This window comes from Arcicella rosea (genome assembly GCF_040543805.1).
Classification (GTDB): Bacteria; Bacteroidota; Bacteroidia; order Cytophagales; family Spirosomataceae; genus Arcicella; species Arcicella rosea.
In genome coordinates this window covers 329,763-343,290 of record NZ_JBEUMS010000001.1, presented here as the reverse complement: position 1 = coordinate 343,290, position 13,528 = coordinate 329,763, and the positions used below count along the sequence as shown (strand labels likewise).

The following is a 13,528-nucleotide window of genomic DNA, read 5'->3' as shown; positions in this document are numbered from 1 at the left end:
ATGGCGGTTATCGTTGGGAATGAGGTATATTTTAATCTTGTTTATTTTCAATAATAAGCTATTTTACTCTCCAACGAGGGTCACCAGTATCTTTACGACCAGGGAAGCTAGTATCTTTGAAATTGAAATTTAAGCCAGTATAAGGACTTACCCAAAGTTCTGATGCTTTTTTGGTATAAGTAAATGAAGGCAAACCTGAGATTTCTGTCCCTGCAACATAAGAGAAGTCTCCTGTTGTATAAGTATTCAAAACAGTAATGTTGGTAAGGTCTAAACCAGCAGATTTCCCACGAACAGCCAATACGGCAGTTCCTGCTTGATCCCAAGCATGTCCCCAAATACAATTCGAAATTTTAATACCATTCGTTACGTTACGTAAACCAGCCGCACCACGCCAGTTGAATAATGAACCACTGTTGGTGGCTACTTCACTTAAAGTACAGTCTTCAATCAATACTGAATTTGAGTTTTGACGAGAAGTCAAGAAGATATTGATTTTACTAAAAGTACTTTTTTGGAAGATGATATTGTCAACAGCTGCATTACCAGCACCATCAGTATCAGTCGTTAAAACGCCATAAGTACCAATTTGGTGAATGATAGAGTTTTTGATAATGAAATTAGTAGCAAAGAATTTTCCTCTAATACGTAATAATCCACGCATATTCGAAGCAATACAATTATCCAAAGAAAGTTCTTTCACCGTTGTTAAAGTAGCGATGTTTGGATTGAAAATATAACTTCCACCGATGTCCGCTCCGATAAATTCGATATTACTGAATCGGATATAATCTAACGTAACACCCGTTGCGATATTTCCACCACCAGAAGTAGTAATAATCGTTTTTTGTTCGCCAAAGCCATAAGCACTTGTTATTGTAACAGACTTCGCAAAATTGTTAACAGGCATGGTGTAAGTAGCACCTTTTTTCAAAACGATAATTCCACCTTCTACTACATTCAACAAAGCAGTATTTAATGCAGTTGGGTCGTCGTTTTCTGATAAGTCGATTACATTCGGGCTACTTGTATCTACCGCACGGCTGATTGTTGTAAAATTATCCCAACCTTTAATCGTACCATCAGCAGCATAAATGGCTAATTGATAAGTAGTGAGTGGATTTAATTTACTAACAATCGTACTGCCAGCTTTTTGGTCAGCTTCTGAAACATTGTATTGTGCTAATGGAGTAGCTAATTTAAGGTCGGTTTTGGCAAATACTTTTACTTTTGCTACAGTTACACCGCCTGTTGTCCATCTTATTCTAGCAGCGACATCAATTACATCGGCTGCTGTAGGAGTAGCCATAATACTTGGGAATTTTTCAGTTTTTACGCTTCCTAAATCCGACACTTTACTATCCAATTCTACTTTAGCAGCATGTGCGATGGCACGTACTTGATAAGTAGTATTCCAATAAAGTGATTCACCTTTCAGCAAGGTTTCATCAACAATAACATAATTGGTATCTACTTTAAAAGTATAATCAGTTGTTTTGAAAGTATCTCTACTAACTTCTACAGTATAGCCTGTTGCTGCTTTGATATTTCCCATGTTTACGATGATGGTATTATTTTTAGCAGAAAGTTCTTTATTTAAAACGGGTCTGAAAAGACGAGTTTCAGCCGTGATTTCCTCTTCAGGTTTGCAAGCAAAGAAAGCCACTAAGCTCATCATTGCAATTGCGAAACCTTGTTTTATATGTGTTTTATTCATGAGTATTTCTTTGTTTAATTATGAATTAGTGAATTGTGAGTTAGTAAATCATTCATCGAAAATTCACTAACTCATCACTTATACATTCACCTAAAATTGATATCCATCATTCACTAATTTACCTTGGCTATTTGTAATGGCTTCTGCTGGAATTGGGAAAATGTATCGAGCAACTCCCGGCACTGGACCATTATAATATTTTTCCCAATCTTTGTTAATCCAATCTTGGTAAGTAGTTGCTGTAGGTTTTAAGCTGGCAAGAAACGACACTCTCGTCCAAGTAGCATCAGGTGTTCCCACGTATTTACGACTTGGATTTAATATTTTGAAATTGCCACTTGCATCTCTTTTCCAGTACATATAATCTGGTAATTCTGAATATTTCCCTGAACCAGCAAAAGCTGCATCTGCCATTTCTTTAGTCGTTGCTACAAGTTCTTGCGATTTTTTAGCATACAAATTCCAACGAATCAATTCATATTTACGAATCATTTCACCACCAAATTCCCAAGCTCTTTCATTGACGATTGCATCAAAAAATGTTTGTTTACTTCCCGAAATGCTTGTTAAGTAATTAGTTACTTTTTCTGGCCAATATTTTGAATCGAAAGCACGTTGACGTACTCTTCTTAAAGCATCTTGTGCAGTAGCTGTTGGACCATTCAATTCGTTTTCAGCTTCTGCCAACATCAATAAAACATCAGAGTAACGCAACATTGGCCAGTTGATACCTGTTCCTTTGGCTGTTGAAGCACCAGGAGCTTTATCTAAAAACCAACGACTCCATTTGCCTTGAGCGATGTTCATCGAATTGTTTACGAAAATGGCTTGTCCACTTGTGTTGATTTTGTATAAGGCACAAGTAACATCACGACGAATATCCAACGTATCAAAAGAGAAATAATAAGTAGGAGGAATAGCCATATAGTTACTTCCTGAACCATAACTATGTGCCGCAGTTGTTCCACCGTCAACAGTAATGCCGATGTTCCAGCCTACGTCACCATTTCCATTGGCGAATGGTACTTCAAATAAAATATCGCTATTGGCTGGCGTTACAAATTTTGACTCATTCAAAAATACTTGTCTGAAATCTGTTGGTAAAGCACGATCTTTTAGCGTAATTAATTTTTCAGCATATTCCTTCGCAATTTTATAATACTCTAAATAATCTGATTTACGTTCCATGGCTAAAGAAGGAGTAAGGTAATATCCACCTCTTTGTAATGCCAAGCGAGAAATCATCCCAAGAGTATATTCACGATTTATTTGTTCGATACCATAGCTAGTTTGGTCAGCCCAAGACATTTTTCCTTCAATATCAATCAAATCTTGAATTACCTGTGTCAAAATAACATTGCGGTCTTCTTTCGGTAAAAAGAAATCGTTTCCAGCCTTTGGTGCAAGGCGAACATTCGGCACATCTCCAAAATAAAACGTTAGCATACTATACCAATAAGCACGCATAGTGTATGCCTCACCAAGCATTTGATACATTTTTTTAGAAATCGTAGCATCCGAAGATTTAAGTGCTGCGCTGGCTTCAATGCCTTCAATGGCTACATTACAGTTTCTAATAGCAGTGTAGGCGGCATTCCACGTAATACGTAAATCACTGTTGGTCGCAAGGGCACTTAAATCCCAAATTTGATAACGGTCTGCCGAACTCGACCAGCCACTTTGGTGTTCGATGTCGGTATTGCCCGCCATGTTATTTGAAAGTCTTGAACGGAAAGCATCTTGTCCGAAAGATTCATAAATGGCATTTACTCCTTTACGAGCATCGTCCACGTTTGAATAAATATAATTCGTATCGAAAGTTGATAATGAATCTGGTTCTAAAAAGTCTTTGCAGGATGTCATAAAAATTGACAAGGCTGCGAGAATCACTAATTTCTTTTTCATAATTATTATTAATAACTGTTCGCTTAAACGTTCAGCTATATTTATGTTGATTATAGATTGCTTTCTTTACTTAAAAAGTAATGTTAACACCAAAAGTATAAGAACGGCTTCTAGGGAAAGATGAATAATCTACGCCAGGTGTTAAGCCAGAATAACTACTTCTGGTAGTACTTACTTCTGGGTCATAGCCAGAGTATTTCGTCCAGAGATAAAGGTTATTACCTGTTACATACACTCTAAATTGCGACATACCAAGTTTAGAAATCCAGCTTTTTGGTAAAGAGTAACCAATGTTTAAGTTGTTTAAACGGATGAAAGAACCATCTTCAACTGCCCAGTCGCTGATTAATGTTTGCGAATCGCTAAAACCTAGTGGCGACCAAATGTTTTTATTTGCATTTAGTTCTGCCAATTGCGTTAAATCAGTTACGATTTCACCTGGAGTACCAGTGTATTTCCCGTCAACGTCTAAATAAGTAAAGCGATTTTCAAGACTCATGGCATCTGTAAGGTTTCCATAAGTAACACGGCGGAATTGGTTGTACTGAATTTTACCAGTGTTATAGACATCATTTCCATACGACCAGTTGAAGAATATCGAAGCGTCTAATCCTTTATAACGACCATTAAATCCGAAACCACCTTGCGCTTTTGGAAGTGTATTTCCGATAACCTTACGGTCAAGGCTGTTTACTACGCCATCGCCATTAATGTCTTTTAATTTGATAAAGCCCGGTCTGATAGCCGAATTTCCAGTGATTGAAGTAGAGTTAATCACTCCTTCTTTTAGGATATATCTTCTAGCGGTAGCATCATAGCTTGCGAAATCATTCGTGGTATAATAACCATCTGTAACGTAACCATAAATATCACCTAAAGTACCACCTACTTTTACGTAGAAATCGTCTTGGTCACGTAAATCAGTACTTGCCCAGTTCGATTGGAAGAAACGTTCCGTCGTTCCATCAAGTGCTTCTACTTTCGCTCTGTTCATCCCGAAGTTGAAGTTTGCAGAGAATGAAACATCAGATTTATCAATGAAATAACCTGTCAATGCTAATTCAACACCTTTGTTTGAAGTACTACCCACATTGTTCCATTGTCTGGTAAAACCAGAACTTGATGGAATGGCAGATTGAAGTAATAAATCTTTCGTTACGTTTTGGTATAAATCAATACTTCCGACTAAGCGTTGTTTGAAGAAAGCGAAATCTAAACCAAGGTTTTTATTAATAGTTGTTTCCCAAACCAAATTAGGGTTATATAAAGTAGTTCCAGTTGGTGCATAATAAACGTTATCGACATTGCCAAAACCCGGTCCACGAAGTGTTGTAGCTTCAAACAAGAATTTTGTTGCAGTAGCATCAATACGGTCGTTACCAGTAGCACCATAACTTGCACGAAGTTTCAATTCATCCAAAGCAGTGATGTTTTTGAAGAGTTTTGTTTCAGAGATTTTCCAACCTAAAGCCAAAGCAGGGAATAAACCTACACGGTTTTCAGCACTGAATTTACTTGAAGCATCAGCTCTGAAAGTAATAGCAGCCAAGTAACGGTCTTTGAATTGATAATTGATACGACCAAAACCAGAAACACGATTCACATTAGTAACTTCAGCAGTAGATTGGCGGTCGGTACGTCCGAACGACATATTGGCAAAAAGCTCTTCTGGCGTAATGGATGCTCTAAAATCTTCAGTACGAATAAAACTTTGATTACCGCCCAAAGAATATACTTCATGTCCTAATAAGAAATCAAGTTTATGCAAACCCAAACCAGACATTTGATAACCCAATGTATTTAGCCAACGGAAAGAATCTACTTCATTTACAGTTTTCTCGCCGATAGGTAAGCTACTTCCGTTATTGAAAGATTCTCCTGTTAATGGACCATAATAACGTAAGTTTTTATCGAATGATTTAGAACCTGTAATCGTCGATTTTAAATTAAGGTCTTTAAGAATTGACCAACTCAGACCAGCATTGAAAACATAGTCTTGCGTAGTTCTTTTACGCCAGTCTTGTGATACTAATTTTTTAGGATTAACAAGTGCCAAAAGGAAAGAAGCAAAATCATCATCCGTTCCAGCACTGCTTAAATCAATGTCTAATTCATCAGCAATACCATTTGTTGGTCTTGTTTGAACAGCATCTTTAATATTAAGTTGTGCAGAACCAGAAGTTCCAGCACCGTCAATGATAGTATTCGTAATACGAGCAGAAGCATCAAACTTCAATTTTTTAGTAATCGTTTGATTGATTTTGAAGTTGATAACATTACGATTATATCCCGAACCAGTAAGTAATCCTTGGTCAGTATTGTTCGTCAAACTTAAGCTCATTGTTGTGTTTTCGTTACCACCACTAATACTTAAATTATGCGATTGAGTAGTACGTGGAGAACCGAAAAGTTCGTCTTGCCAGTTGGTTCCTTTTTTGTTTTGGTACAAATCGTAATCGCCATATTTTCCAAAAAACTTCTCCATGTTGTTCACATCGGCATTCGTTTTTAGTTTAGCTCTTTCATAGTTTACCAAAACGTATTCGTAAGGAGAAAGTACTTTATAGGCTCTGTCAGAAGGCAATGTTTTGAATTGCATAAAACCATTGTAAGAAACAGTAGTACGACCCGGACGAGGTTTTTTCGTGGTAATTACCACCACACCATTGGATGCCTGAGCGCCATAAATTGCTGTAGCCGCTGCATCTTTTAAAACGTTGATGCTTTCAATATCTGAAGGTGGTACATCTTTGATACTGTTTACAATAAAACCATCTACCACATACAAAGGCGAATTATCTTGTGTAAGTGAACCACCTCCACGTACACGAATCACCACATCAGCATCTGGTGAACCATCTGTCGTTACTACACTAACACCAGCCATTCTACCCGTCATTGCTTGTGCGGCACTGGTGATGGGAATATTTTTTAAATCTCTAGCCGACATACTTGCTACCGAACCAGTATTGTCGGTTTTCTTTACCAAACCATAACCATCACTTACTACGGCTACTTCTTCAAGCATGCTATTGTCTGGTGCAAGAGATACATTGATTTCTGTACGACCATCAACGCTTACTTCTTGTGTTTTCATTCCGATGAAAGAAAAAACTAAAGTGGCACCTTTGGCTACTGAAATACTATATTTTCCGCTAACGTCTGTCGTTGTTCCAGCGGTAGTTCCTTTTACTTTTACTGTTACGCCAGGAAGTGTTTCACCTGTTTCTGAATCCACCACTTTACCTTTAACAGTAGCGTCGGCGGCGATACTGGGCATAGACGTTTCAATTGTTGAGGAGGGAAGTACTATTTTTTCCTCAACTGCAGACATGGGCGTTAATATGATGGCATTATGCACAACTTTATAGCCGATATTAAGTGGAGGTAAGAAACGGCTCAATACATTTTTCAGGCTTTCGTTGGTAGCCGTCAAAGTAAGATTCGTTGCTTGCGAAATACTGTTTTTGGAACTAAAAACAAAAGGTACTCCCGATTCCTTCTCCAGTTCTTTGAGTACACCTTTAATCGTGCTGTTTTTTATAGAAACAGTCACGGTTTTGGCTAAAACTTCCTGTGCTTTGGCTTCTTTGGCATACGATGTCACCATGAAAGCTACAGTAATGGCCAACTGAATGACAGTCATCCTCATGATTTTGAAAAATGTTGTCTTAATAAATTGTTTTTCCATAAATTTGCTTTGTACGATTTTGTGTTTGAAATCTACATTACTCTTAAATCACCTAGGAAATGATTGGGGTAATTTTTGGGCTTGGGTGCTGGTAACACTTCAAGCCCTCTTTTTTTATTGAAATTGTATTGGTTGAAAATAAAATACTTAGTTAAATCTCTGCTAAACAGGATGTTTTAAAATGAGTTAAAATGTTATACATCGCTATTTTAATTTAAAAATCTGTCACTCATAACTCACAATTTCTACAAACAGCCTTCGCCAATGATTGTAATTTCATTGCCTTCTATTTGATATGTAGCATTGATAGAACTACAAATAATATCCATAATCACAGGTAAACGCTGGTTGGTGAAATTGGCGAAAAGTGTGCATTTACGAATATTCATATTGGGTGTACGGATGGTCATGCCATATTCTACTTCCAGTCGGGTTAATACTTTATCAAGTGCTACTTCATCAAAACTGATGCTGATTGGCTCCCAAAGCTGGCGGTGTTTACTTTTTTCAAGGGTTAAATCATGTGTTTCTAAAGTATTCTCTTCTTTTTGAATTACTACTTGTTGTTGTGGCGTAATGATTACCTGATTGAAACGCTCGCTATTTTCAGGGTCTTGGTATTTTACTTTTACTTTTCCCGTTACCACCGAAACTTCATATTTTGCATCTTTTGAAGATGCCACCACATTGAAACTTGTTCCCAAAACCACTACATTCAAACCTTTGTTTTTTACATGAAAAGGTTGTTCTTTATTGGGTTTTACATCGAAAAAAGCTTCTCCTTCTAAATACACATCTCTGGTTGCCGCATTTTTTACAATCTTGTACAAAATAGTGGTGGAAGGATTCAGCCAAACTTTACTACCATCTGGCAAGGCTAATTCATGTATCGCTTTACTTGTGTTGGTAAACGATTGCCACAACGAACGTTCTTTTTGTGAAACTTCCTTGAAACCCATCGTTTCTTGGAGATTACTTTCTTTTTGTGGCTGCCAAAACCAGCCTAACAATACCAGGAAACTGGCTGCAATGCCTGTAATTGCCCAACGAATTACTTTGCGGTTAAACAAAGGAATTACTGATGTTTCTAATGCTTCGCTGTTGAGGCTTGGTTGTAATATTTCCCAAATTTTTTCTTCGGGTTCTGTATGCTCTTCAACTCCATCTTGATTGTCGTCGAAGGCATTGTACCAATCCAACAGTTTTTTGATTTCATCAGGAGTATATTTTTGCTTGAGCGAATTGATGATTTCATCATCATCCTTGAATTCACCTTGAATCATGTTAGTTGCTATTTTTTATCAATAAAATACTATTTACTCCTTAACTTACTAGTCGGCTAAGGAAAACAGTTCCACTACTTGAATATGATTATTTTTGAAATTAATTTTCAAAAAGGAAGAAGAAGAGAGGGAAAAGGGCATTTGGGCTGATAAATTCAGCCATACGAGACTTCAATAAGCGTAAAGCTTTGGCGATATGATTTTCAACAGTATTTTCAGAAATGCCTAATTGAATAGCAATTTCTTTTTGAGAAAGCCCCGCTCTACTCAACAAAAATACTTCTCGGCATTTTTCGGGTAATACGATAAGGTTTTCTTGATACAGACGCATTGCATCGGCATAGAGGATGTTTTCTTCGGTAATGTTGGAGCTTTGATTGATGTGTAATTGATAATCCAGAAAGTTTTGTTTTACCGTATGATGGTCGAGTGCATCCAAAACTCTGTACTTTACACTACGCAGGAGGTAATTTTGTAAAGAATCAATTTGTATTTTTTGACGGTTCAGCCACAAGTTCAAAAACAAATCATGGATAATATCCTCTGTTTGTTGATTATCGTAAAGTCTGCGTTTCGCTAATGCGTAAAGTTTTTGGAAGTATCTTCTGTAAATTTCCTCAAAAGCAGTCTCGTTGTCTTCTAGCAAAAGACCCAGTAATTCCGTATCGCTTGAAGCTTTGAGTGGTCTATACATAAGAAAAGTAATAATTAATATTAAAAAAATTATTTTCAAAAGTAGGCGTAAGCAATTACAATATCCAATGTTTTAGCTTAATTTTTTACGCAATCGTTCCCGACAACGTTTTCACAAAGCTATTTTGAGCGTTTTTCAGGAAGGATTAACAGGAAGTACCAAGATTATCCAGTTTTTCAAAGCATAGGCAAGGTTCAAAATGAATTTTTTAAAACATAATTTACCTTTAACAAAGCCTTAATAGTGCTTGCTCATCTTTGTAATTAAAACCTTTATTGACTAGTGTGAGCCTTGATTATTTGTAGGAATTTTGAAAACAAAATGATAAAGTAATAGGGTTGACCAAATCAAAAAAACGTTTATACGATGGAATTCAAAAAGCACAGTATGAACAAATGATAATTTCTAAAAGAAAAATGAATATAAAATTGTAAATTCTACATTTATTCAACATATTTAGCATCCAAACAATATGAAGAGCGGTGGAAATATTAAACATTGCCTCTTTTATCGTCTCTTTTAAGAATATAACTCATAAAAATTAACCGCCAACCACAATATTCAATGTTTGATAGTCGCTCTGTCAATTTAGAAATTTTAAAACAACGTGCCTATAATTTAAGATGGGCAACAGTACCCCAAGGAGTAATTCCATTGACGGCCGCCGACCCTGATTTTCCGAGTGCTCCTGAAATTGCAGAGTCAATCACACGTTTTGTGAAAGACCGCTACTTGTGTTATGGTCCTCCTGATGGTCTGCCTGATTTTAAAGAAAGTGTTGCTACCTTTTTTCAAAACAAAAGAAATATCCCTGCTAAGCCAGCTTACATTTTTCCTGTAGATAGTGCCGCTTTTGGAATTTATGTTGTTTGTCAGGCTTTTTTATCACCTAATGATGAAGCAATCATTTTTGACCCAGTCGATTTTCTATTCAGATATTCTGTAGAATCGGTGGGAGGAAAGGCAGTTTCTTTTGCGATTCCAGCAGGAACAGAAAAGGTAGATTTTGAAGCATTAGAAAAACTAGTTACGCCTAAAACTCGATTGATTTGCTTGTGTAATCCGCTTAATCCGACTGGAAAAGTATTTACCAAAGCAGAATTACTTCAACTAGGTAACATCGCTTGCAAACATAATTTGACGATTTTGTCGGATGAAATCTGGAGTGATATTATTTATGCACCCCATACTTACACCAGTATTGCTTCATTAGATGAAGCCATTCGTGAACGCACTGTTACTGTAACAGGTTATAGTAAATCGTATGGTTTGGCAGGTTTACGCATTGGTTCAGTGATGGCATCCAATCAAGAAACTTTTGATAAATTAATAAAAGTATCATTACATCAATCTACTGTACACGGAGCAAACGTATTAGGACAGATAGCCGCCACTACCGCCCTCAACGAATGTGACTATTGGTTAAAAGCTTTTGTAGCACATTTAAACGAAATGCAACAGCTTTGTGTTACTGAACTTAACAGCATGAAAGGTGTAAGCTGTATTGCTCCCGAAGGTTGCTACGTGGCTTTTGCCAATATCGTAGGAACAGGAAAGTCCAGCAAAGAAGTACATGAATTATTGTTGAATGAAGCCAAAGTAGCTGTAGTGCCAGGATTAAAAGAATGGTTCGGAGCAGGCGCAGATGGTTATATTCGACTAAGTTTTGCTACTTCAAATGAAATCCTTACACAAGCACTTTCACAAATTAAAACAGTAATCAACACATTATGAAAGTAGTAATTATTGGCGGAGGCGTCGCAGGCCTAACACTGGGACTATTACTCAAGAAAAATAATATTGAAGTTGTTGTCAACGAAAAATTCAAAGAAATGACTACCCGTGGTCATGCGTTTTTAATGCACATCGACGGTTGGTCTATCTTAAATGAATTAAATGCTAATACAGAAATTCGTCTTCCTGGTGAAGAAATCGGTGCTTTTAGCTTGAATAGACAAGATGGAAAACAAGTAAAAAGGCAAAAATTGAATCTTTGGCGTTGTATCAAACGTAAAGATTTAGTGCAGTTTTTATATGATTTATTCCCGAAAGAGCAACTCAAAACAGGTAGAACATTTTCACATTTTATCTATGAAAATGGTAAAGCCATCGCTGCACAATTTGCCAATGGTGAAGTAGAATATGGAGATGTATTTGTTGGTGCAGATGGTGGGAATTCTGCCGTGCGTGAAGCTATTTTAGGTGCAGTTACTTATACGCCAATCGAAGTAAAAGAAGTAGTTGGGATTTGTACGAATGAAAAATTAGGTGCTTCGCATCAAAATATATTTACAAAATATCAAAGCTGTACTCGTGGACTAAGTTTTGGAATGATTCCTGTTTCTGAAAAAGACTTCGTTTGGTTTATGCAGTACAGTGTAGCTGAGGCCGATTGCGACCAAGGCTGTTCTCCTGAAGAATTAAAAGCTTTCTGTAATTACCAATTAGCCGATTTCCCGCCTGTTGTAACTGAATTATTACAAACCAACGATTTCAGTACAAGCTATATCTGGAATACTCGTGACTTCGGATTATTACCTAAATTTCATGCAGATAATGTGGTTTTAATTGGTGATGCCGCTCATTTGGCTTTACCTTTTACCAGTGCTGGAACGACCAATGCGATTTTAGATGCTAAAAAATTGACCGAAAAGTTATTGTCTTTATATGATGTTGAAGAAGCTTTTGAGGCATATTACGACGAACGTCAAGACGATATTAAAAAACATATTTATTTAGGAAGAGAACTAAAGGAATTGTTTTTGAACCCACTCAGTGTGGATGGCGATAAAATGGTTGTGCCTTTGATTTCAAAAAGAGAAGACAAAGATGCACATACCGAAAAGCTTATTGATATTCAGTATTTTACTGACCCAATTTGCTCTACTTGTTGGGTTGTACAGCCTTTATTGAGAAAGCTGAAATTAGAATATGGTGCTTATATCAAGATTGACTACAGAATGGGAGGTTTATTGCCTTCTTGGGATGAGTACGAGCGTGGACCTATCACCAAACCTTCTGACGTAGCACCACATTGGGAAGAAGTTTGTATGATTCACGGAATTCCGTTGGATGGTGATATTTGGATTGAAGACCCATTGCCTTCTTCATATCCGCCTTCAATTGCTTTCAAGGCAGCACAAATGCAAGATGCAGATTTGGCTTTGTTGTTTTTGAGAAGAATTAAAGAGATGCTCTTCCTTGAAAAAATCAATATCGTTGATATGGCTTATCTTGAAAAAGCGGCTTTTGATGTTGGATTAGACTCTGCTCGTTTTGTTCATGATTATGAAAATAAAGCCCAAGAAGCCTTCAGAGAAGATTTGATTTTGGCTCAGAATATGCAAGTAGGCGTATTGCCAACGCTGATTTTTACCAATCTTGAAAACGAACAAATTATCAGTAAGGATTATCAAGAATATGAGTATTTAGAAGAAATTATTCATAAACTGGTGCCAAAAGCCACAAAAAGGACTTTCAATACGGATCCAATTTTCTTATTTACCAATTTCTCGACGATGACCAGCAAAGAATTTTCTTTCTTGAGTAGTAGAGATATGGAAGAAACCAATGATATTCTGGCAGATTTATTCGATAAAGGTTTTATTGATAAGTACGAAAGTAAAAACGGAATTATCTGGAAAAGTAAATTGGCAAATTATTAATAGAAATGATAAAAAAGAGAGGTTCTGAAATCGTTCAGAACCTCTCTTTTTTATTACACTCCAAACTGATTAAGATGATGGTCAAGATGTTTCGCAAACATATTACTCCATTCAGTTTTGCTTAATAAGCCAAAAGAATGAGATGCCTTTCCATCAAAATAAGCTTCACCTAATGATAAGGTCTTGTTGATATAATTAACTAAACGTGTCTTTTCTACTTCAAAATCTCTTTCATCAACAATGAGAAACATCGGTGCTGTTTGACTATTTTTTTTGTAAGGTTTGTCGCCAACAACCGTATCTTTTACAAAAATCTTTAGCATAAACTTCATCAAGAAATTTGGTTTCGGATGTTTTTCTTCATAAACAAGTTCATAAGAAACATTGCAATGCGCTAACATTTGGGCAACGTTCATTTTTCCCCAAAGTGGTTGTGAACTTGGACTTAGCTTGTCGATGCGTTCTAAAATCTCGGCAGTCTCTTTCTGGTCAAATACATTTTTCATGGTAATAATTAATTTAGTTCGGGTTGTTTTTATAAAGATAAGAAAAAGAACCAGTTATGTAGATTGT

General features: G+C 36.6%; 8 protein-coding genes. 2 read left to right on the top strand and 6 right to left on the bottom strand.

All coding sequences use genetic code 11. The features are described from left to right. Window positions 1-58: 58 nt before the first annotated feature. From ABID42_RS01595 to ABID42_RS01575, 5 genes are all read right to left on the bottom strand, one after another. Window positions 59-1,717 (bottom strand): DUF5123 domain-containing protein, encoded by a 1,659-nt coding sequence (locus tag ABID42_RS01595; RefSeq protein WP_367282158.1) that lies wholly within the window; start codon window positions 1,715-1,717, stop codon window positions 59-61. A 90-nt stretch (window positions 1,718-1,807) separates the two neighbouring features. Then, a complete protein-coding gene (locus ABID42_RS01590) occupies window positions 1,808-3,622 on the bottom strand; it encodes a RagB/SusD family nutrient uptake outer membrane protein (RefSeq protein ID WP_367282157.1) in 1,815 nt (604 codons plus the stop codon). A gap of 70 nt (window positions 3,623-3,692) precedes the next feature. Continuing rightward, window positions 3,693-7,313: a SusC/RagA family TonB-linked outer membrane protein gene (locus ABID42_RS01585; protein WP_367282156.1), complete on the bottom strand. Its 3,621-nt coding sequence runs from the start codon at window positions 7,311-7,313 to the stop codon at window positions 3,693-3,695. 245 nt (window positions 7,314-7,558) lie between these two features. Further along, entirely contained in the window at window positions 7,559-8,596 is a 1,038-nt protein-coding gene (locus tag ABID42_RS01580; RefSeq protein ID WP_367282155.1) for a FecR family protein, read from the bottom strand. A gap of 100 nt (window positions 8,597-8,696) precedes the next feature. Continuing rightward, window positions 8,697-9,290 carry an RNA polymerase sigma-70 factor gene (locus tag ABID42_RS01575; RefSeq protein WP_323257114.1) on the bottom strand — a complete coding sequence of 198 codons (594 nt, stop codon included), beginning with the start codon at window positions 9,288-9,290 and terminating at the stop codon, window positions 8,697-8,699. Between the two features lie 564 nt (window positions 9,291-9,854). Between ABID42_RS01575 and ABID42_RS01570 the strand changes: the two genes are divergently transcribed. Both ABID42_RS01570 and ABID42_RS01565 read left to right on the top strand, forming a co-directional pair. Further along, window positions 9,855-11,024, top strand: coding sequence for a pyridoxal phosphate-dependent aminotransferase (locus ABID42_RS01570; protein WP_367282154.1), 1,170 nt, complete (start codon window positions 9,855-9,857; stop codon window positions 11,022-11,024). Then, entirely contained in the window at window positions 11,021-12,955 is a 1,935-nt protein-coding gene (locus ABID42_RS01565; RefSeq protein WP_367282153.1) for a DsbA family protein, read from the top strand. The genes ABID42_RS01570 and ABID42_RS01565 overlap by 4 nt, the downstream gene beginning before the upstream one ends. 53 nt (window positions 12,956-13,008) lie before the next feature. On the opposite strand, the gene ABID42_RS01560 is transcribed toward ABID42_RS01565, so the two are convergent. After that, entirely contained in the window at window positions 13,009-13,461 is a 453-nt protein-coding gene (locus ABID42_RS01560; RefSeq protein WP_367282152.1) for a DUF1569 domain-containing protein, read from the bottom strand. Between the last annotated feature and the right edge of the window lie 67 nt (window positions 13,462-13,528).